The organism is Candidatus Eisenbacteria bacterium (assembly GCA_005893305.1).
GTDB lineage: Bacteria > Eisenbacteria > RBG-16-71-46 > SZUA-252 > SZUA-252 > WS-9.
Map to the genome: position 1 here is coordinate 41597 of VBOZ01000033.1, position 22047 is coordinate 63643.

The following is a 22047-nucleotide window of genomic DNA, read 5'->3' on the forward strand; positions in this document are numbered from 1 at the left end:
AAGATGCCGCTCGCGCCGGGCGTGGCCCTCGACTTCAGCGGACGGTACGTGTTCCTCCAAGATCAGGAGAGCCGTCTCGTACCTCGGAAATTCAATCCGGACTACTGGACCTTGTCGGCTGGGTTGGCCCTGGGTTTCTGACCGTGCCCGATCTGAGAAGATCGGACGCCACGAATAGGAGGGTGAAACCATGTGTCGATTCCTAAAATATTTCTCGCAGCGCGCCGCGCTCCTCGGCGTGGCGCTTCTGATGCCGGTGCTTCTTGGCTCTCCGACCACCGCCTTCGCGTTCGCGCTCTACGGAGCGGACGCGAGAGCCGGCCTCGTCGACCCGGACGGAGTCGACGGGACGCTCGCGGTGGGCGCGGGTCTGAACTTCCAGCAGGCGGGTAGCCACGTCCACCTCATGCCCAACGTCGTCTATTGGAGCGAGAGCGGGCTGAGCGACGTGAACACGAATTTCGACGCCTCGTATCACTTCGAGCCGGCGGGCCGGGTAAGCCCGTACCTCGGCGGAGGCCTCGGGATGCACTTCTACTCGTCGGACGGTCCGCGTGATCCCGGAACCGACGTCGGTCCGAACCTCTTCGGCGGGGTCACGCTCCCCATGAGCGGAGCGAGCCTCTACTTCGAGGGACGCACGACCCTGACCGATCGATCGGAGTTCGGTCTCATGACCGGCGCGACGTTCTATCTGGGGAGGTAAGGAGAAGAGAACGAGCCAGACTCGATCCCGGCCGATCGGATCCCGCGCGCGCCTCGTCCCTCCCTAGCGCGGGACCACGGCCGTTTCGGCCCGCCCCCCAACGGGGCGGGCCGCCTCATTTTGGGGCGGCTAGCTGTGGATCGCCCGGCCGTCGACGGCGAGGGCGGCTTCCTTGAGCGATTCGGCCAGCGTGGGATGCGCGTGGCACGCGCGCGCCACGTCTTCGCTGCTCGCTCCGAACTCGATGGCCACCGCGGCCTCCGCGATCATGTCGCCGGCGCGGGGGCCGATGATGTGGACCCCGAGCACCCGATCGGTGCGGGCGTGCGCCAGCACCTTGACGCGCCCGTCGATCTGTCCGAGGCAGTGCGCGCGCGCGTTCGCCCGGAAGAAGATGACGCCCTTCCGGTACTCGACGCCGGATTCCTTGAGCTCCTCCTCGGTCTTTCCGACCGAGGCGATCTCGGGCTGGGTGTAGACGACGCCGGGCACCGCGTCGTAGTTCACGTGGCCGTATCCGGTCACGATCCGCTCCACGCAGGCGACGCCTTCCTCTTCGGCCTTGTGGGCGAGCATCGATCCGCGGATCACGTCGCCGATCGCGTAGATGTCCGGGGCTGACGTCGCGAAGCGGTCATCGACCGGGATCCGGCCCTTCTCATCGGTCTTGATCCCGACCGAGTCGAGACCGAGGCCATCGGTGTTCGGGGCCCTCCCCACCGCGACGAGCACCCGGTCGCAGCGGATCGGTTCCGCGTCCTGGCACTCGACCACGCAGGATTTTCCGTCGACGCGCGCTCCCGTCACCCGCTGGCCCAGCCGGAACTCGAGACCCTGGCGCTCCAGAAGCTTCTGCCCTTCCCGGGCGATCTCCATGTCCATGCCTGGGAGAATCCGCTCGAGATATTCGACCACGGTCACCTTCGCGCCGAGCCGGAGCCAGACCGACCCCAGCTCAAGCCCAATGTAGCCGGCCCCGATCACGACCAAGTGCTTGGGCACCGCGGAATAGGAAAGGGCCTCGGTGCTCGCTCCGATGCGGTCGGTGTTCATCTGAATCCCGGGGAGGGTCGTGGGCTTGCTGCCGGTGGCGATGACGATGTGGCGCGTCCGAAGATCCGTGGAGCCGGAGCCGTTCTTGACGACGACCCGGCCCGGTCCCTCGATCCGCCCGCGGCCGAGATAGCGCGTCACTTTGTTCTTCTTGAAGAGGAACTCGACGCCCTTCGTGCGGCCGCCGACCACCTCGTCCTTCCGCCGTAGCATCTGGGCGAGGTCGAGATCCACGCCCGACACCTTGACGCCGTGCGGAGCCAGCGCGGATTTCGTCTCGTGATAGCGCTCGCTCGACTCGAGCATCGCCTTGCTCGGGATGCATCCGATGCGGAGGCAGGTGCCGCCCAGGGCTTCGACCTCCTCGACGCAGGCGACGTTGAGCCCGAGCTGCGCCGCGCGAATGGCGGCGACGTAGCCCCCCGGGCCAGCGCCGATCACGACAAGGTCGTGCGTCGTCTCGGCCATCTCAGATGCCGAGGAGCATCCGAGTTGGGCGTTCGACCAGATCCTTGATGTGCTTGAGGAAGGCGACCGACTCGCGCCCGTCGATCACCCGGTGGTCGTAGGTCACGGCGGCGTACATCATCGGCCGGATCGCGATCTCGTCGTTCACGACGACCGGGCGTTTCTGGATGGCGTGGAGGCCCAGGATCCCGCTCTGCGGGGGGTTCACGATCGGCGTCGAGAGGAGCGAGCCGTAGACGCCGCCGTTCGAGACCGTGAAGGTCCCGCCCTTGAGCTCGTCCAAGTGGAGCTTGTTCTCGCGGGCGCGCGCGGCGAAGTCGGCGATCGCGATCTCGATCTCGGCGAAGCTCATGTGCTCGGCGTTTCGAAGCACGGGGACGACGAGGCCTTTCCCGCCTCCGACCGCGATCCCGATGTCGTAGTAGTTCTTGTAGACGATCTCCTTGCCGCGGACCTCCGCGTTCACTTGCGGGAACTGCATCAGGGCGTCGATCGTGGCCTTCACGAAGAACGACATGAATCCAAGCTTCACGCCGAAGCGCTCCTGGAACGCCTCGCGAAGCTCCTCGCGCAGGGTGACGACCTGCGTCATGTCGATCTCGTTGAATGTCGTGAGAAGCGCGGCGGTGTTCTGCGCCTCCTTGAGCCGCTCGGCGATCCGAAGGCGCATCGGGCTCATCGGCACCGCTTCCTCGACGCGCTCGGCGTCCGAGGGCCGGGTCATGGCCGGCGGCGCGACGCCGCGCGCCGCCCCGGGAGCGCCGGTCGTGGTCCCGGCCGGGCGGCTCGCCAGGCGGTCGAGCACGTCCTCCTTGAGAACGCGCCCACCCGGCCCGCTGGGCGCAACGTCCGCCACGCTCAGATCGTTCTCGGCAAGCGCGCGGCGCGCGGAGGGCATGACGCGGGGCTCGGCGGTGCGCGGCGTCGTGGGCGTCGGCGCAGCGGGCGCCGGCGCGGCGGCGCGGGAAGCGGCCGGCGCTGCGGAGGCGGGCGCTGCGGGGGCCGAGGCGGCCGCTGATTTCGCACCCGCCGACTTGGCGGCCGGCTTCGCCGCGCCGTTCTCGCCGATCTCCGCGATCAGATCGCCGACCTTGGCCATCTCGCCCTTCTTCTTCAGTACCTTGGAGAGAACACCCGAGACCGGAGCGGGCAGCTCCAGCGTCGCTTTATCCGATTCGATCTCGACCAGGGCTTCATCCCGCTGGATCGCGTCGCCTTCCTTCTTGAACCAGGAGCCGATCTGCACTTCGGTGATCGACTCGCCGACCTCGGGTACGCGGAGCTCCACGGCCATGGTTATCGTGCCCCCCCGAACGCGGCGGAAAGAAGACGTTCCTGCTCCACCTTGTGGCTGCTCAACGCGCCGCTCGCCGGGGTCGCGGCCTCGGGCCGGGAGATGCCGTGCAGTGGAAAGCGCCCGAAGAGAGACTCACCGAAGCGCGCCCGGATGTACCGCCACGCGCCCATGTTCTCCGGCTCCTCCTGGACCCAATAGACCGGCGTGCCGTCCGGGTACCCGTCGAGAAGCGACCGCAGCAGCTCCTCGGGAAGCGGGTAGAGCTGTTCGAGCCGCGCGATCGGCGTATCGACGCGGCCGAGCGTCTGCCGCTTTTCGAGCAGCTCGTAGTAGATCTTGCCGGTGCAGAGGAGCACCCGCTTTGCTTTCGCGGGAAGGATCGTCGCGTCGGGAAGAACGCGCTCGAATCGCCCGCGCGCGAGGTCCTCGAGAGGCGAGACGCACGCCGGATGGCGCAGCAGGCTCTTCGGCGTCATCACGACCAGCGGTTTTCGCCAGGGACGGACCACCTGCCGGCGGAGGCAGTGGAAGTACTGGGCCGGCGTGGACGGGTAGACGACCTGGAGGTTGTCGCGCGCCGCGAGGTCGAGGAAGCGCTCGAGCCGGGCGCTGGAATGCTCCGAGCCCATCCCTTCGAGGCCGTGCGGCAAGAGCAGCACGAGGCCGGAGAGCCGCCGCCACTTCTCCTCGCTCCCCGCGAGGAACTGGTCGATGATGACCTGGGCCGCGTTCACGAAATCCCCGAACTGCGCTTCCCAGGCGATCAGCCCGTCCGGCCATTCGATCGAATAGCCGAACTCGAATCCCAGCACCCCGACCTCCGAGAGCGGGCTGTTGATGATCTCGACAGGCGCCTGGCCGGGCGACAGATTCTGGAGCGGGACGTACGTGTGGCCGTCCTCCACGTCGTGGAGCACCGCGTGGCGCTGGCTGAACGTGCCGCGCGCCGTGTCCTGGCCGGAGAGCCGGATCCGGGATCCCTCGATGGCGAGCGCCCCGAACGCCGCTGCCTCCGCGGCGGACCAGTCGAGCGGCTTCTCGCCACGGGCCATCTGGCGGCGGACCTCGAGGCCGCGTTTGATCTTCGGGTGCGGATGAAATCCCTCGGGGACGTTCGCCGTCGATTCGAGAATTTCCCGGAGCCGCCGTGGGTCCACGCCGGTCTTCGCTTCGGGCACCGACGCGTCCGGTCCTCCTTCGAATTTCTTCCAGATGCCGCTCGGCCCGTCGATGGGGGCCTTCTTGTCCCCGTTCCGGGCGTGGGCGAGCTCCTCCTCGAGCCGCTCGCGCATCCGCCGCCCGATCTCGTCGGCTTCCTCCTGGGTGATCCGCCCTTCCCGGATCAGCTCCTCCCGATAGAGCTCGTGAACCGGCTTTCGCCGCGCGATCTCGCGGTAGAGCTCCGGCTGCGTGAACGCGGGCTCGTCGCCCTCGTTGTGGCCGTGCCTGCGGTAGCCGTAGAGATCGATCACGACGTCGCGCTTGAACTGGCGCCGGAATTCCAGGGAGAGCTTGACGACGGACGCGACCGCTTCGGGGTCTTCCCCATTCACGTGGAAGATCGGGACCTGGAGCATCCGGGCCACGTCGGTGGCGTAGGGAGTCGAGCGCCCCTCCTCCGGCGGCGTCGTGAACCCGATCTGATTGTTCACGATTACGTGGAGCGTGCCGCCGACCTTGTACCCGCGGAGCTGGCTCATGTTGAGAACCTCCTGCACCACACCCTCCCCCGCGAAGGCGGCGTCTCCGTGGATCAGGAGGACCATCCCTCGCTCCCGCGCTTCGTCTCCGACCCGGTCCTGCTTCGCGCGCATCCGCCCGAGCGCGACCGGGTTCACGTATTCGAGGTGGCTGGGGTTGTAGCAGAGGGAAAGGTGCATCGGGTGCCCGGACGCCGTCGTCACGTCGACGCTGTAGCCGAGGTGGTATTTGACGTCGCCCTGGCCTAAGTAGAGCTCCGGATCGGCGTCCTCGAACTCGCGGAAGATCTGCCGGGGCGGCTTGCCCAGGATGTTGGCGAGCACGTTCAGCCGGCCGCGGTGGGCCATGCCGAGGACGATCTCGCTCAGCCCGTGGGCGGCGCCGATGTCGATCGCGAGGTCGAGCAGCGCGATCAATGTCTCGGAGCCCTCCACCGAGAAGCTCTTCGATCCGATGTACTTCTTCTGGATGAACTCTTCGAAGACCGCGGCCTCGGTGAGCCGCTGCAAGATGCGGAGCTGCTCCTCGCGCGACGGTCGCGCGCGATTCTCGGCGCGCTCCATGTGGTCCTGGAGCCACTCGCGGATCTTTGTGTCTTCGATATGGAGGAACTGGACCCCGACCGAGCCGCAGTACGTACGGCGAAGTCGATCGAGGACCTGGCGGAGCGTTGCCTGGGAGCCGCCCGCGATCGAATCGGCCACCGGGCGATCCAGGTCGCGCTCGGTGAATCCGAAATATTCGGGCTTGAGGTCGGGGAGCGTCGGGCGCGGGGCTCCAAGGGGGTCGATGCGCGCGATCAGATGTCCCCGCGCGCGGAAACTCCGGAAAAGCGCCTCCGCGCTTCGCGCGAACGCGGCATCCGCCTCCGCCGCGGCCGCGGCTCTTCGCTCCACTCTCGGACCTGCCGCGGGCGCGCTCGCCGACGGCGCGCTCGCGCCGTTTCCGTCCGGCTCGAGCGATTCCGCGAACGACCGCGCGCGGCCGTAGAGTCTCCGCGGCGGAAAGGAAGGGTACAGCTGCGGCCGCGCCGCGAATCCATTCGTCTCGCCGATCTCGCTGAAATACTCGCGCCACGCCGGTGGTACGGACGCGGAATCTCGGAGATAGTCGGCGTAAAGGGCCTCCACGAAGGGAAGGCTCAGCGTATTCGGACCCTGTTTCGTCGGCTCGGACATGTTGCTCCGGATGTGATTCATCTGCGAATTGTTAGATGCTGATCCGTCGATCGGGCGATAATGATGCCAGAGTAGCGACGTCGGTACACCAGGATTAATCGCTTGTGACATCTACGGTTCCGGCGAGTTCGACGGTCGCCTGGAATCCCAGGGCTAGGCAGGGAGGCTGGGCCGGTGCTCGAGAGCGTAAACCCCGCAAACGATCAAGTCGTAGGCCGTTACGAGGAGACGTCACCCGAGGCGGAGGGGTCGGCGGTCGCCCTTGCGGACAAGGCGTTTTCGGCGTGGCGGGAGACCGGATTCCCGGTCCGCGCTGCCGCGATGACCCGCGCGGCGGAGCTGCTCGAGGCTGGGAAATCGCGCTACGCCGACCTCATGGCCGCCGAGATGGGGAAGCCCCTTCCGCAGGGACGAGCCGAAGTCGAGAAGTGCGCCTGGGCCTGCCGTTACTACGCGGACAACGCCGCGCGTTTTCTCGAGCCGCTCCTGATCGAGACCGACGCGACAAAAAGCTACGCGGCGTTCCCGCCCCTCGGCGTCGTGCTCGCGGTCATGCCGTGGAATTTCCCGTTCTGGCAGGTCTTCCGTTTCGCGGCCCCGGCGCTCATGGCCGGGAACGCCGGCGTTCTCAAGCACGCTTCGAACGTGACCGGCTGCGCCATCGCGATCGGCGATCTCCTTCGTGAGGCCGGCTTTCCCGAACACCTCTTCACGGTGCTCTGCCTGCGCGCGGGCGCGGTGGAGCGCGTGCTGGAGCGCCGCGAGGTGCGCGCGGTGACGCTGACCGGGAGCGCCGCCGCGGGGCGGGCGATCGCCTCCGTGGCGGGGCGGCTTCTCAAGAAGAGCGTGCTGGAGCTGGGAGGGAGCGATCCCTACGTCGTGCTCGGGGACGCCGAGATGGAGCCGACCGTGGAGGCTTGCGTGAGCTCGCGCCTCATCAACTCAGGCCAGAGCTGCATCGCCGCCAAGCGGTTCATCGTCGTCGAGAAGGTCCGCCGCGACTTCACGGAGCGCTTTGTCGCGAAAATGCTCGCCAAGCGGATGGGGAATCCCACACAGGCGGGAGTCGATCTGGGCCCCCTGGCGCGGCGGGATCTGCGCGACCAGCTCCACGTGCAGGTGACCGAGAGCGTGCGCCGCGGAGCGAAGCTCCTGCTCGGCGGCGAGGTTCCCGGGGGCCCGGGCGCGTTCTACCCGCCGACCGTGCTCTCGGACGTCGGGCCGGGGATGCCCGCCTACGAGGAGGAGACGTTCGGTCCCGTTGCGGCAATCATCGCCGCGCGCGACGAAGCGGACGCGATCCGAATCGCGAACGATTCCACCTACGGCCTCGGCTCGGCGATCTTCACCCGCGATTCGGCGCGCGGAGAACGCCTCGCGGCCGGCTCGCTGGAAGCGGGCTCCTGCTTCGTGAACGCGCTCGCCCGGTCTGATCCCAGGCTCCCCTTCGGGGGGATCAAGGAATCGGGCTACGGACGCGAGCTCTCCGTGTTCGGGATCCGCGAATTCGTCAACGTGAAGACCGTGTACGTGCGATAGCGCAGGGGCCCGGCGTGCGGGCCCCTGCGCGGCGCGGCTAGGGCTTGTGGGCTCCCTTCGCCATTTGCATCCCTTTGAAGAGCGTCATCAGGTGCTCGCGCATGACGTCGTCCTGCGCGGCCATGTTCAGGATCCCGTCGATCATCGTCTGATCCTTCGCGATCCGCCCCATGATCGTTTGCGCCGCGTCGCCGTTCGCCATGACCTTGTCCAGCAGCATGGTCCGCATCTCCTCGTTCCCGAGAAGCTGGTCGACGACCTTGCCCGACATCTCGGCGTTCCCGGTGACCGCGGCCAAGATCTTGGTCTGCATTTCCGGATTCGACATCATCATCTTGACCGGATCCCCGGCGCAGCCGGAAAGGGCCGCCGCGCTGAACGCGATCAAAATCACGAGAGCTAGCTTCCGTGCCATGTCGTCATCCTCCGTGAGAGTTCCGCTGCCGGGACGTTGGCCGCCCCATGGGCGCGTATCGTGCCACAAGGTGCGGTACCCGGGGAAGCGCGGATCGTCGTAGAATCGTTGGCTTTAGCCGGCGTGAGGCGCCAGGACGGCGCCCCGCGCCCAGACCCCAACCCGGAGCCCCACTGATCCGCCTCCAGAACATCCGATACTCGATCGGCGCGCGAAGCCTCTTCTCCGACATCACGTGGACCGTCGCGCCGGGCGATCGCGTCGCCCTGGTCGGTCCGAACGGCGCGGGAAAAACGACGCTCATCCGCATCATCCTCGGCGAGTACACGCCCGAGTCGGGACAGAGGATCATGTCCAAGGGGACGCGGTTCGGATATCTGCCCCAGGAAGCGGCCGAGAGATTCGAAGGCACCGTCCTCGGGCGCGCGATGGAAGCGCATCGCCACCTGCTCGAGATGCGCGAGGAGCTGGACGCGCTCTACGAGGGGCTCCAGCATTCGCTGCCCGACAATCCCAAGCTTCCGGCACTCCTCGATCGGGCCGGCGAGCTGCAGCACCACCTCGAGCTGAAGGACGAGCACACGCTGGAACCGGAAGCCCGCCGGGTGCTGGGCGGGCTGGGATTCAAGACCGAGGATCAGGACCGGCCGCTCGCGGAATTCTCGGGCGGCTGGAGAATGCGGGCCGCGCTCGCGGCGCTCCTTCTGACCGATCCCACGCTCCTCTTCCTGGACGAGCCCACGAATCATCTCGACCTTCCCGCTCTCGAGTGGCTCGAGGACTACCTCGAGGAGTTTCACGGCGGCCTCGTGGTGGTGTCGCACGACCGCGTTTTCCTGGATCGCGTGGCGAGCGAGGTCAGGGAGCTGGATCAGGGCGTGCTGAGCGAGTACGCGACGAGCTTCACCGGATACCTGGAGGAGCGGGAAACGCGGCGTGACCGGCTGGAGGCGCAGAACGTTCAGGTCGACAAGAAAATCGCGCAGCTCTCCCGCTTCGCCGAGCGCTTCGGGGCCAAGGCCTCGAAGGCCACGCAGGCCCAAAGCAAGCGGAAGCAGATCGAGAGGCTGAAGGCGCAGCGGATCGTGCTCCCGCGCCGTCCGCGCGGGATTCGCTTCGTATTTCCGGCGCCGCCCCACGTCGGCAGGTCGGTCGTCCGGCTCCGGGATGTTTCGTTCGGCTACTCGGCAGCGGATGTCATCTCGGACGCTTCGATCGAGATCGAGCGGGGCGAGAAGATCGCGATCGTCGGGGCGAACGGCGCCGGAAAGACCACGCTCCTGCGCGTCATCGCGGGCCAGCTCGCGCCGCGCGAAGGGGAGCGGGAGATCCACCAGCACGCTCGTCCCGCCTACTTCGCGCAGCACGCCGCGGAAACGCTGGACGGGAAGCTCACGATCCTCCAGGCGGTCGAGGAAGTCGCGACCGACGACGCGATGCCGCGCCTCCGCTCCCTTCTCGGCAATTTCCTGTTCGTCGGCGACGACGTGTTCAAGCTCTGCCGCATTCTTTCGGGCGGAGAGCGCCAGCGCGTCGCGATCGCGCGGCTCCTTCTTCAGCCGACCAACCTCCTCCTCCTGGACGAGCCGACGCACCATCTCGATCTCGCGGGGAAGGAAGTGCTGGAGGCGGCGCTCGAGCAGTATCCGGGCGCCGTGATCGTGGTGACCCACGACCGTTCCCTCATGGCGCGGCTCGCCACGCGCATTCTCGCGGTTCAGGACGGGCGCGTGACGCTCTATCCGGGCGGCTACGACGACTACGAGGCGGCGCGGGTCAAGGCGGAGAGCGGAGGGGCCCCGGCGTCGTCGCCGGCAGTGTCCAAGGGCGCGGCTGGGTCCAAGGGCGCGGCTGGGTCCAAAGCGGCCGCCGGGCACAAATCCGGCGACGGCACCGTGCGGACCGAGTCAAGGCGGCGCGCGAAGGAGTCGGAGCGCCTCGAGAAGGAGATCGAGGCCAAGGAGGGAGACCTCAAGTCGGTGGAGGCGGAGCTGGCCGACCCGGCCGTCTACGCCGACGGGGCTCGCACGAAGGAGCTCCTCGCGCGGTACGAGCGCATCAAGGTCGAGGTCGAGTCGCTCTGGAAGAGGCTGGAAGCGGTCTGACGCCCGGCCGCTCTCCGGCACTCCAGGGCCGCCCCTAGCGTTCGGGAGCCCGCCCGTGGCACACTCGGGGGCGCTTCGCTGCGGTTACCGCTCCTCATCGTGGGGGATCGACGCCGTGCCTCATCGTCCTACCAAATCTCCGCTCGACATGATTGCCAAGGCGCGGACGCCATCGACGCGAAGCCGCTGGCACAGCCTTCCGCCCGACCTGCTTCAGCAATCGTGCAAGCGCGTGGCGATCATGAGCCTGATCTTCGCCTCCTTGTGGGCGATCGCGCTCGTCATGAACAACCTCGTCGCGCCCCTTCTCGGGCACAACCACAACATGACCATGCCCTGGCCCTATCCGGGGAATTTCATTTCCTGGATCGGACTCGCCATCTCCCTCACGACGTTCTTCCTTGTTGGCCAGCTGAAGGGCAAGCCGGAGATCCTGCTCAACGTCAGTCACGTGAACATGATCGTGGGAGCGGGCCTGGTGGCGCTCCTCATGAACTGGTTTCCCGCCATCGATGCCTGGCGCATATCGTGGCTCTGCCTCATCATCGTCGTCTATCCTTCCATCGTTCCGACCCCGCCGCTAAAGACGCTGGCAATTTCAACGATCGTCGCGAGTATGGATCCATTGGCCGTTTGGATCGCGCACCTGAGGGGTGTGAGCTTCGGCACGGACCCGTTTACGATGATCTGGTACTTCCTCCCGAACTACATCTCGGTCGGTCTCGCGATGATCCCGTCGACAATGATCTCCGGCCTCGGCAGGCAGGTGAACAAGGCGCGGGAGCTGGGGAGCTACCAGCTCGGCGAGCTGCTCGGCCGGGGCGGAATGGGCGAGGTGTACCACGCGCGGCATCGGATGCTCGCGCGGCCCGCCGCCATCAAGCTGATCCGCCCCGAGACCCTCGGGGCCGCGAATTCGGAGGCGGCCCGGGTCATGATCCAGCGGTTCCGGCGCGAAGCGCAGGCCGCGGCCGTTCTCCGCTCGCCCCACACGATCAACCTCTACGATTTTGGAGTCACGGACGATGGGGTCTTCTATTACGTGATGGAGCTCTTGGAAGGGTTGGATCTGGAATCGCTGGTCGAACGATTCGGCCCGGTGCCGGCCTCACGGGCGAGTTTTCTTCTCCGCCACGCGTGCCACTCGCTCGGAGAAGCGCACGCGCGCGGGCTGATTCACCGTGACATCAAGCCGTCGAACATCTTCACGTGCCGCCTCGGGTTGAGCGTCGACTTCGTGAAGGTCCTCGACTTCGGCCTGGTGAAGCACTACGCGGAGGGCGCGCAGGCCCAGACGGTCCTTCTCACCCAGCCGGACGTGACCACGGGCACGCCGGCCTACATGGCCCCGGAGATGGCGCTGGGGGAGCGCACGATCGACCGCCGCGTCGACATCTACGCGCTCGGCTGCGTCGGCTATTGGCTCCTGACCGGAAGGCTGGTGTTCGAGGCGGATACGCCGGTCAAGATGATGCTCCAGCACATCCAGTCGATGCCCGCGCCGCCGTCCCGCTACGCGGAGCAAGAGGTGCCTCCCGAGCTGGACCGGATCATTCTCCAGTGCCTTGCGAAAAATCCGGACGAGCGTCCCACCGACACGATGAAGGTGGCCGAGATGCTGGCGGCGGTCCCCCTGCGGGACGCGTGGACGAAGGATCGCGCGGAGCAATGGTGGGAGGCGCATCTTCCCGCGACGGCCCCGTTCACCGAGGTGCGCGAAAAAACTCCGGTCGAGGTGCTCCAGGTGGTTCAGTGAGCCGTCTCCGGCGATCAGCGTCGTGGCGTCGTCCGGCTTCAACGGCGGCGATCGTGGCCACCCTCGCCTTCCTCGCGATCACCGCGCGCGCTGCGAGCGCGGTGCCGCAAGGGGAGCTGGGGCCCCGGGAGAAGCACGGGAGCCGCGCGGCGCTCAACGCATTGACCGCCGTCAGCCGCCAATTCCGGAGCCTCGTTGACCGCGTATCGCCCGCCGTCGTCCAGATCTCAGCGGTCGCGCTCGCTGCATCGCCCGGGCGGGGCTCGCCCGAGGCGCTCCTGGGCGTCCAGCGCCGGGGCGGGTCCGGAGTGCTCCTCTCGAGCGACGGCTACATCGTCACGAACGCCCATGTGGTGGAGGGAGCGCGCCGGCTCGAGGTGTTGCTCGCGCGCCCCGCAGCGCCGGACGCACCCGGGCGATCGATCGTGAAGTCGCCCGGCGAGCGCGTTGAGGGGAAGATCGTGGGGATCGACCTCGAGACGGATCTCGCGGTGGTCAAGATCGCGGAGAAGGGGCTTCCATTCCTCGAGCTGGGCGAGTCGGACGGTCTCGGCGAGGGAGACATCGTGCTGGCGTTCGGGAGCCCGCTCGGTCTCGAGAACTCGGTCTCGATGGGCGTCGTGAGCGCGCTCGGCCGCCAGCTCCGGCCGAACGACCCGATGATCTACATCCAGACCGACACGCCGATCAACCCCGGGAACAGCGGTGGACCGCTGGTCGACACCGACGGCATGGTGATCGGCATCAACACGCTCATCTTCACGCAATCGGGCGGGAGCGAAGGGATCGGCTTCGCCGCCCCGAGCAACATCGTCCGGTCGGTCTATAACCAGATCCGCGCGTATGGCCGGGTCCGCCGCGGCGCGATCGGCGTCTACGTCCAGACGATCACGCCCACGCTCGCCGCCGGGCTCGGCCTGCCGCAGAAGTGGGGAGTCGTCCTGGAGGACGTCCACCCGCGCTCGCCCGCCGCCGCCGCCGGGCTCCGCGTGGGGGACGTCGTGGTCGCCCTCGACGGGAAGCCGATGGAGAACGGCCGGCAATTCGACGTGAATCTCTACCGCAGAGGGGTCGGCGACTCGGCCACCGTGAGCGTGCTCCGGGGGACCGATCGATTCACGGTTCGAGTTCCGGTGATCGCCCGCGAGGATGATCCGATGCGCGTGACGGAAATGGTGAAGTCCGATCGGAGCCTCGTGCCGCGGCTCGGAATCTTCGCGGTCGACGTGGACGAGAAAGTGTCGGCGATGCTCCCATGGCTCCGGAAGAAGGACGGCGTGCTGGTCGTGGCGTGGGCTGCGGACGCGCCACCCGTGGATACGGGCCTTCAGCCGGGCGACGTGATCCAGTCGGTCAATCGCACGCCGGTCGCGTCGATCGACGCGATGAACGGCGAGCTCACGCGGCTTCAGTCGGGCGACCCGTTGGTCCTCTCGGTCGACCGCCTGGGGCGAAACCTATTTCTGGCGTTTGAGGCGGAGTGATTCCGGGCCACCGGTGCGGCGAGCGCGATGAGTAGCAGGATCGCGCGCCGTGTCCATTTTCGTCGCGGAATCCTCGGAGCCGCACTCCTCCTCGTTCTGACGATCTTCGCGTCGGGCGCTGATCCCGCCCACGCCGAGGCCTATTGGGACTCGCTCCCTGCCGCGGCGGATTCCTCCGATTCGACCCACGCGATCTTCCGGGATCCTCCGATGCCGGTCGCGGAGGCGATATTCTACTGGCCGGTCCGCGTTGCCGGGGAGCCTATAGTCCTGCTCGCCTCGGGGCTCGGGGAGACCGTCGAATTTCTCGATGGGAAGAGGGTCATCCGCCGCGTGAGCAAGCTCCTTGCTCCGCGCCGCGGTCCGTTCGGCGTGGTGCCGGACTTTCAAGCTGGCGGACTCTCCGGGTTCGGCGGTGGGCTCTCAATTGAGCACGACGCCTTTTTCCGGAAAGGAAACCTCCTCCGGCTCCGCGGATCGGGCACCACGCACGGTGACACCCGCCTCTCGCTGGGGACGCGCTTCCCTCTCGGGGAGGGCGAGTACCTCGAATTCGGCACGGGATACCGCGTGCGCGGGAACGCCCGGTATTTCGGAATCGGGCCCGATTCGAAGGGCCGCGACGAATCGTTTTACCGCCAGGAGCTCTTCTGGGGTGGCGCGGGCCTCCGCCAGGCCCTCGGCGCGCACGTCTTCTGGGAAGCGGCCCTGCTCTACTCGAGCGTCGGCGCTGGCGAGCCGCGCGAGGACACGGAACCTTCGATCTCCACGAAATTCGCTGGAGCGCTCCCGGCCGGGTTTGGCGAGCACTCCTACGGCGTCTCGGGCGGCCTTCAGCTCGTGCACGACGACGAAGGGGGTACGGGGCGGACGACGAAGGGCGGAACCCGCCGCGTGCGCGTCGAGCGATTCGAGAGCACGGATAAGCGCGACGTGGGCCTCTGGAGCTATCGCGCCGAGCTGCAGCAGTTCATGACCCTCTGGCATCCCTATCGCGTGCTCGCGCTCCGCGGCTACGGCTCCTGGCTCGATCCGACGGGCGGGGATGTGATCCCGTTCCAGCGGCTCTTGGTCAACGACACCCCGGATGTACTCCGCGGATATCGGAGCTTCCGTTTCCGGGATCGCGGGCTCGTGGCGTTCAACTCCGAGTACCGGTTCCCCATCTCGATGAAGCAGTTTCCCGGCCGCGCCGGGCTCGATCTCTACCCGCTCGCCGACTACGGCCAGGTCTTCGACGACGCCAAGCAGGTCGGTTTCAACAATATGAAGTTCTCCTACGGCCTCGGATTGCGCGTCGAGTCCGGGAACGGGCTGGTCGCGCGCCTCGAGTGGGCCCGCAGCAAAGAAGAGACGACGTTGCTGCTCCGTGCCGATCAGATCTTCCAATTCATGAAGAGGGGACTCCTCTATGGCCGCGATCCGATCCCCTCGCGGTAGCGCGCTCCTCGCGGCGCTCCTCGCGTGCACGCTCGCCCGCGCGGCCGGAGCCGGAGTGCCGCCGCTCCGGGACGCGCCGATCGTGTGGGAGATGGACGACCGCAAGGACGCCCCCCGGCCGGCCGAGCGCGATCCGAATCTCCTGCGCGACGGGATCGAGGAAAGCTTCATCTTCCCGATCGGCCGGTTCTTCAATCCGAGCCGGTTGGTCCGGAAGGTGGGAGTACTGTTCGGCGGGGACCACGTCCTGCCCGCGTCGGACCTCAACTCGCTCGACGAGGTGCCGAACTCGTCCTGGTTCACGAACCGCATCGGGCTCCGGCCGGTAACGCCCGCCGAGGCGGCGCGCGGGCCAATAGAAGGCGACGGCCCGGACCGAAGCGCTCCGTGGACGGTCGTCAGCGCGAAGACCCAGGGCGTGACGCCGGGCTTCAGCATCCGCGACGCGCGCGGCAAGACGTACCTCCTCAAGTTCGACCCGCCCTGCTGCCCCGGGATGTCGAGCGCGGCCGGCGTCATCTCGGGGCGCCTCCTCCATACCGCCGGCTACAACGTGCCGGAGGACTTTGTCGTGACCTTCCGCCGCGAGGATCTGGTCCTCGGCGAGAAGGTCCGCTTCACGGACGCCCACGGCGTGAAGCGCCCCATGGCGGTGGAGGATCTGGATCGAATCCTCGCGTCCGTCGTACCCGATCCGGACGGCGGTTGGCGAGCGATCGCGAGCAAGTTCCTGTCCGGGAAGCCGGTGGGGCCCTTCAATTGGCGGGGACGGCGGAAGGATGACCCGCTCGACCCGGTGCGGCACGAGAATCGCCGCGAGCTTCGAGGGCTGCGCGTCATCGCGGGCTGGCTCGACCACTTCGACATGAAGCAGGGGAACACCCTCGACATGTATGTCCAGGACGGGGACCGGCACTACGTACGCCACTATCTCATCGATTTCGCGAGCACGCTGGGGGCGGGCGCGACGGGGCCCTATCCGCTGGCCAACTACGAGTACGCATTCGACGGGCCCGCGATTTTCGGCCGCGCTCTCTCGCTGGGCATCTACCAGAGCCCGTGGGAGCGGATTCGGCGCCCCGATGGCCTCGACGAGGTCGGCTACCTCGAGAGCAAGGAATTCGCGCCCTCGAAGTGGAAGCCGCTCGACCCCAACGGCGCGTTCGCGAACCTGACCGACCGGGACGGCTACTGGGCGGCGAAGATCGTCTCGGCCTTCACGAACGATCAGCTGGAGGCCGCGGTCGCCGAGGGGCGGTATCGCAATCCGGAAGCGGCCCGCTTCGTCGTCCGGATGCTCGAAGAGCGCCGCGACAAGGTCGCGCGGCATTGGTTCGATCGCGTGGCGCCCCTCGACTTCTTCACGGTTGACGGGGAGGCGGTCCACTTCCACGATCTGGGCGAGGAGCGCGGCATCTATCCGGGAACGACCCCGCAGTACCGCGCGCGCGTCGCGGCGGTGGACGCCGGCCGAGGCGGTGCCGAGTGGTCGGGCTGGACCGAGATGACCGAGCCCGCCGTGGATTTGAGCGCGGCGGTCGCGGTCGAGCCGCTCCGGTCGACGCCCGAGGAAAAGCGCCCGTTCCTCGCGGTGGAGACGCAGGTAAATCGGGGTGCGGGATGGAGCCCGACCACCACCGTCTACATCTCCAGGGCGGGTGGTCGCGTGGTCGCGCTCTCGAGGTAGTCTTGGGGGGCCAAGAGTGAGCACGCAGCGAATTCCGAGCGGCGCCGAGCGATTCCTCCGCCTGTTTACCGATATCCGGGCGGGAGAGGCGGGAACCGCCCTCCTCCTCACTGCGAACGTCTTCCTTCTGATCTGCGCCGACTCCTTGCTAAAAGTATTGCGAGAGCCATTGATCCTCGCGGGCGGCGGGGCCGAGGTGAAGGCCTACTCCTCCGCGGGCCAGGCGCTCCTGCTCCTGGCAGCGGTTCCGCTCTACGGAATGCTCGCGAGCCGGTTCCCGCGCCGGCGGCTGATCAACACGGTCACGACCTTCTTCCTGGTTTGCCTGGTCGCGTTCTTCGCGCTGGCGCGGCTTCATGCGCCGGTCGGTGTCGTCTTCTACATCTGGCTCGGTATCTTCAACGTGATGGTCATCGCCCAGTTCTGGTCGTTCGCCAACGACCTCTACACGAGCGATGAAGGAAAGAGGCTCTTCCCCATCGTCGCGTTCGGTCAATCGGCCGGGGCGGTGCTTGGGGCCTACCTCGCGGGAAGGGCGATCGACTGGGTCGGCCTCTACCCGATCTTCCTCATCGCCGCCGTCCTCCTGGTTCTGGGCACCGTGATCACGAACGTCGTCGACGTTCGTGAGCGCCGGCGGACCGAGGCGTCGCGATCCGTCACGGAGTCGACGGCGTCCTCACCGGCGTCCACACGCGAGGTTCGCCTCGAGTCCGGCGAATTCCGGATCGCGGACCTCAAGGCGGAGATGGGGAAGGCCGCGCCGGCCCCGACGCCGGCGGAGCCGCGCCGGCCCGATCCCGCCCCGCGGAAGGTGGAAGGCGCGGTCGGTCGAGCGAACTCGTTCAAGCTCGTCTTCGCGAGCCGTTACCTTCTTCTCATCGCGCTCATGATTTTCATCCTCAACTGGGTGAACTCGACCGGGGAATATATCCTCGGTCGCACCGTGGCTCGGGCGGCGACCGAGAAGGTCTCGGCGATGTTCGCGACGCCGGAAGCGGCGGATGCGATGAAGAAGGTTTTCATCGGAAAGTTCTACGCGAACTACCAGCTCGGCGTGAATGTCCTGGGCCTCGTGTTCCAGCTCTTCTTCGTATCGCGCATCCTCAAGTGGTTCGGCGTTCGGGCCGCGGTCATGGTGCTTCCCGCGATCGCGCTCTTAGGATACGGATGCCTCACGTTCTTCCCGATCCTTTCCGTGGTGCGGTGGGTGAAGACCGGGGAGAACGCGACCGACTACTCGCTGCAGAACACGGTGCGCCAGGTGCTCTTCCTGCCGACGACCCGCGAGCAGAAATACAAGGCGAAGCAGGCGATCGATTCGTTCTTCGTGCGCGCGGGGGACGTCTTCTCGGCGGGGCTCGTCTATGTGGGATCCCAGCTCCTCGCGCTCTCGCCCTCCGGATTCGCGATGGTGAACGTCGCGCTCGTCACGGTCTGGCTCCTGCTTGCGTTCTGGACTGGGCGGGAGAACGCGAAGGTCTCGGCGGTGACGGCGGCGTAGCGGCGGCGAGGGCGCGGACCGGGCCAGTCTAGCTCGAGCGGTCCTCTTCCTTGGTTTCGTGCATCCGCTTCAAATCCTCCAAGCGGAGCACGATCGACTCGCTCGACTGAAGCAGCGCCCGGAGCGCTTCGGGCGCGGGCGGGGTAGCGCCGGGCCGCTTCGGGCGATTGTCCTCGAGGTAGGGCCAGAGCGGCCTCCGGATCTCGGGCGGCAGCGCGGACTCCAAGTACTCGAGCGCAGTGCCTCGGAGCAGCGGGTCGTCCGTGTGGAGACCCCGGAACGCGATCCGAAGCGGCTGCCTCGGGAGCGCCAGCGCGAGCAGCGTGAAGACGTGCTCCAGGCTTCGATTCGCGCGGTCGCGCACGAACTCGTCCATCACCGGCGACCAGCCCTCGTCGTCCATCCGGTCGAGCAGGCTTCGGCTCTCCCAGACTCCCGCCCCCGACTCGACCTCCCGCAGCACGGCCTGGAACGCGGCTTCCCGGCTCACCGCGAGCGCAGGATCCACATCCGCCAGGTGCGCGAGGCCGCGGCCGGCGCGGTAGCGGACCTCGAATCGACGATCCGCGAGCGCCGCGATCAGCCCTTCCATGGCCCCACGATCCCTGTAGGTCGCGAGCACGAGCGGAATGCGTCTTCGGATCGTGAAGTCCTCGTTCGGATCGATGAGACGCTCGACCAGATGCTCCACGCCGACGGGGCCCGCCTGACGAAGCGCATCGATGGCCTTGCGCGCCACGTCGTCCCATGCGAGGAGCGGCACCACGTGGGGGACCAGAGGCGCCGTGAGCGGCCCTGCCTCGAGCGCGGCGATCACCCGGCCGGGATCGCGAGAGTGGAGCCCGCGGATGCGGGCGAGGTCGGATTCCTCTTCGATCGCCGTCACGCCGGTCGAGCTCTCCTCGCCCGGCCCGCTCATGCTATCGCTCGGCCGCGGGGTCGAGGTCCCCACCCCCTCCGATGCTCTTAGGATTTGGCTCAGGGCGAGCGGCCCCAGCGTCTTGAGCACGGTCGAGCGCGTGGTCGAGTCGCGCACGCCCGAGAGATCGAGCTGGACCGCCCGCGACACCAGCCCGCGCGCGAGCGACTGGGCGTAGCCCGCGTGGAGCCTGTATGCGATCCATGCCCCGGCCACGGAGCAGATCGCCGCGCAGGCCGCGAGAATCTGCAACGCTCGAGACACCGCGAGCATGACGACGACCTGCGCGATGGCCGCGGCGAGGAAGTCGCCGGCGCGCGAGGCGCCGACGTCGGCGATCGCCTTCACGGACCTCTTCTCTCGGGCAGGCACCGGAGTGAAGAGGACCTCGTAGCCGGCGCGGTAGACGGAGTTCGCCAGGATCGATTCGATCCCGCGCGCGAACACCGCGGAGCCGAGCCCAGGCGCCACGAGCGCGCCCGCCGAGGCGGCAGCGGTCGTGGCGGGCAAGAGCGCGGCCGTCCGGGCTGGCCCCAGCTTCTCGAGCGCGAAGCGGCCCACGGTCGCCTGCGCCACGACCGTCAAGATCGAGACGCCGGTGTAGAAGGCGGCGAAGAATTGGAGCAGGTCGCCTCCCTGGCCGAACTCCTGGTACGCCCGCCCCTTCAGGACCAGGTCGATCAAACCCTCGCTCAACGTGACGATCAGGACGAGCACGATCAGCCCGCGCAGGTAGGCGGATTCCGCGAGCAGGTGGAAGGGGGCGCGCTGCGGTTTCGCGGGTGGAGGGGCGGGAGCGGCCGGCGTCCGCGCCGGCGACGCGACCGGCCGGAGGCGAAGCACCGCGGCCGCGCAGATGAGGTGGAAGATCGCAAGAATCGGGATCATGGTGGTCACCGGGAGTCCGCGCCCGACCTGCGACGCGACCACGCCGCCGAGAACGCCGCCGAGCGCTCCAGCACCCGTGACCCGGGCCAAGAGCCTCTTCGCGGTGCGCGGGTCGAAGCGCTCGCTCAGGAAGGAGTAGAAGCCCGAGATGACGAGCGCCCCGAGGCATCCGTAGTGGAGGTAGACGAGGACGGCCGCCGGGCGTCGGAACGGGAACGAGATCGCCCACTCCACGAGCAGGAGCGCGGCGCTCCCGGCGAAGGTGGCCGGGATCACCCGTCCCGGCCCCCAGGCGTTGAGCGCGCGGGTGAAGGCGTAGGCGAGCACGATCGCGAGCACCGAGGTCGCGATCATCATCGCCGGAAGCGCGGTGACGTGGAACGTCGAGAGGAAAAAGGCGTCGCGCGTCGCCTTGGCGGCGACCTGATAGGCGATCATCGCGATCGCCGTCACGGTCGCGGCCACGACCGCCGATCGGATCTCGGGCGTCTCCGGGCTCAAGCCATCAGTTTAACCCGAACCAGCGGCCCCGCGCCTCGTTGGCCCTGGCCCCGGCCCCCGCTACTTCAAGATGGTGAACCGCCCGCGAAGTGTCCCCTCCAGGGCCTCGACTTGGTAGAAGTAGATCCCCGAGGCAAGCATCCCCCCGTTCGCACCCCTGCCGTCGATGACCACCTGGTGATCGCCCGCCGCGACGAGGGGCCGATCGAGCACCGTCCGGACGAGACGCCCGTTCAGGTCGAACATCCGTATGCGCACGAACCCGTCCTGGGAAGTCGAGAACCGAAGCGTGGCCTGGGGATTCAGGGGGTTGGGGCTGATGGTGGCCGCGAACGACCGGTGACTCGAATCCACTTCAAGATCGACTTTTGCCGAGACTATCCGACAATCCGTCAGGGTACCGTCGAGTCGCGCCGTTACAGTCTGCTTGCCTTGAACCTTGTCGAACAGCTTCGCGAGGTCGGCCCGCGCGAAACAGGCGGAAAGCTCCAGAATTCCGTTCCGATCAGAATCCTTCTCAGCGGTACTCACAGGTCCCGCGGTGGAGATCTGGCTCACTGACCCGGTGCCTTCCGAGCTCAATGTGATGGAGTCCAGATTGAGATCACTGTTTAGATATGACCCGGCGACCGGCTCGACGTTGATGCACGTCCGGGCGCTGGCCCCCCCCGCGCTCAAGACTCGATCCACTTTCTTTAGAAACGCGCGGGCCTGTGCGGCATTGGCGGCGCCTGCGTCGTTCAGCCAGGGCGCCACCTGGTTTCCGTTCGTCACGATGGCATCAGGATACCCGTCCTTGTTCATATCGCCGGCTACTGCCGTCCCATCCCCGCCTCCGTAGGAAATCTCAACGGCGGATCGAGATTCATCGGTTTCCGCGGGATCGCCGATGAGTAGGTCGAGGTTCCCGTCGCCGTTCATGTCCTCGGCCGCCATGGACTGGGGAGTCAGGAAGCCGGTGATCTCTTGCCCCGGGTGGAACCCTCCATCGCCGTCGCCCAGCAGGACTACGACCTGCCCCCCTTCGTACACGCCCGCGGCAAGGTCGATCTTGCCGTCCCAGTTCCAATCGCCGGCAACAAGGCCGAATCCGGCGCCTGGGATGGGTATCTCCCGGCGCTCGCCAAACGTGCCGTCGCCGAACCCGAGGCAAACCGCCACCGTGCGCGACGAGAAGGTCGCCGCGGCCAGATCCAGGCGACCGTCGAGGTTGAAGTCAGCAATCTCAATCGCGTAGGGACCGCTGCCGACCTCAACATCTCTCCTTGGGCCAAACGTTCCATCGCCGACCCCGGCGAACAAGGATACGGTTGTCCCGAATCTGTTCGCCGCGGCCAGATCCAATTTCCCGTCCCCATCGAAATCGGCCATCTTGACGCTCAGTGGAAAGGAGCCGACGGCGAGGG

General features: G+C 67.5%; 14 protein-coding genes and 1 pseudogene (1 of these 15 running past the window's edge). 8 read left to right on the top strand and 7 right to left on the bottom strand.

The features are described 5' to 3' along the window. The first annotated feature begins 190 nt into the window (after window positions 1-190). A complete protein-coding gene (locus E6K79_10675) occupies window positions 191-706 on the top strand; it encodes a hypothetical protein (protein ID TMQ63103.1) in 516 nt (171 codons plus the stop codon). Window positions 707-835: 129 nt separating this feature from the next. On the opposite strand, the gene lpdA is transcribed toward E6K79_10675, so the two are convergent. Genes lpdA through E6K79_10690 form a run of 3 tightly spaced genes read right to left on the bottom strand, consistent with a single transcriptional unit; the run spans window position 836 to window position 6403 of the window. Further along, the gene (lpdA, locus tag E6K79_10680) at window positions 836-2227 is read right to left on the bottom strand and encodes a dihydrolipoyl dehydrogenase (protein ID TMQ63104.1); all 1392 of its coding nucleotides are present in this window, start codon (window positions 2225-2227) and stop codon (window positions 836-838) included. Between the two features lies 1 nt (window position 2228). Continuing rightward, window positions 2229-3521 (bottom strand): 2-oxoglutarate dehydrogenase complex dihydrolipoyllysine-residue succinyltransferase, encoded by a 1293-nt coding sequence (odhB, locus tag E6K79_10685; protein TMQ63105.1) that lies wholly within the window; start codon window positions 3519-3521, stop codon window positions 2229-2231. Window positions 3522-3523: 2 nt separating this feature from the next. Then, complete coding sequence (locus tag E6K79_10690) at window positions 3524-6403, bottom strand: 2-oxoglutarate dehydrogenase E1 component (GenBank protein ID TMQ63106.1); 2880 nt, start codon at window positions 6401-6403, stop codon at window positions 3524-3526. 174 nt (window positions 6404-6577) lie between these two features. Here E6K79_10690 and E6K79_10695 point away from each other — a divergent pair, with 174 nt between their 5' ends. Further along, complete coding sequence (locus tag E6K79_10695) at window positions 6578-7942, top strand: NAD-dependent succinate-semialdehyde dehydrogenase (protein TMQ63107.1); 1365 nt, start codon at window positions 6578-6580, stop codon at window positions 7940-7942. Window positions 7943-7979: 37 nt separating this feature from the next. Here E6K79_10695 and E6K79_10700 read toward each other — a convergent pair whose 3' ends face one another. After that, window positions 7980-8357, bottom strand: coding sequence for a hypothetical protein (locus tag E6K79_10700; protein TMQ63108.1), 378 nt, complete (start codon window positions 8355-8357; stop codon window positions 7980-7982). Between the two features lie 47 nt (window positions 8358-8404). Between E6K79_10700 and E6K79_10705 the strand changes: the two genes are divergently transcribed. From E6K79_10705 to E6K79_10730, 6 genes are read left to right on the top strand one after another with little or no spacing between them, the layout of a single operon-like run. Further along, on the top strand, window positions 8405-10462 hold the full coding sequence (locus E6K79_10705; protein ID TMQ63109.1) for an ABC-F family ATP-binding cassette domain-containing protein: 2058 nt from the start codon (window positions 8405-8407) through the stop codon (window positions 10460-10462). 55 nt (window positions 10463-10517) lie between these two features. After that, a complete protein-coding gene (locus tag E6K79_10710; GenBank protein TMQ63110.1) occupies window positions 10518-12218 on the top strand; it encodes a serine/threonine protein kinase in 1701 nt (566 codons plus the stop codon). Then, on the top strand, window positions 12131-13702 hold the full coding sequence (locus E6K79_10715) for a PDZ domain-containing protein (GenBank protein ID TMQ63111.1): 1572 nt from the start codon (window positions 12131-12133) through the stop codon (window positions 13700-13702). Before E6K79_10710 ends, E6K79_10715 begins: the two co-directional genes overlap by 88 nt. Window positions 13703-13729: 27 nt before the next feature. Next, the gene (locus E6K79_10720; protein TMQ63112.1) at window positions 13730-15142 is read left to right on the top strand and encodes a hypothetical protein; all 1413 of its coding nucleotides are present in this window, start codon (window positions 13730-13732) and stop codon (window positions 15140-15142) included. Next, window positions 15114-16829, top strand: coding sequence for a hypothetical protein (locus E6K79_10725; GenBank protein TMQ63113.1), 1716 nt, complete (start codon window positions 15114-15116; stop codon window positions 16827-16829). Before E6K79_10720 ends, E6K79_10725 begins: the two co-directional genes overlap by 29 nt. A gap of 16 nt (window positions 16830-16845) precedes the next feature. Next, window positions 16846-18333, top strand: a complete 1488-nt coding sequence (locus E6K79_10730) for an MFS transporter (GenBank protein TMQ63114.1) — start codon at window positions 16846-16848, stop codon at window positions 18331-18333. 28 nt (window positions 18334-18361) lie between these two features. Here E6K79_10730 and E6K79_10735 read toward each other — a convergent pair whose 3' ends face one another. From E6K79_10735 to E6K79_10745, 3 genes and pseudogenes are all read right to left on the bottom strand, one after another. Further along, on the bottom strand, window positions 18362-20641 hold the full coding sequence (locus E6K79_10735) for a hypothetical protein (GenBank protein ID TMQ63115.1): 2280 nt from the start codon (window positions 20639-20641) through the stop codon (window positions 18362-18364). A 60-nt stretch (window positions 20642-20701) separates the two neighbouring features. Beyond that, a complete protein-coding gene (locus E6K79_10740; protein ID TMQ63116.1) occupies window positions 20702-22012 on the bottom strand; it encodes a hypothetical protein in 1311 nt (436 codons plus the stop codon). Next, window positions 21894-22047, bottom strand: a pseudogene (locus E6K79_10745) (VCBS repeat-containing protein) (it continues 1478 nt past the right edge of the window). The gene E6K79_10740 and the pseudogene E6K79_10745 overlap by 119 nt, the downstream one beginning before the upstream one ends.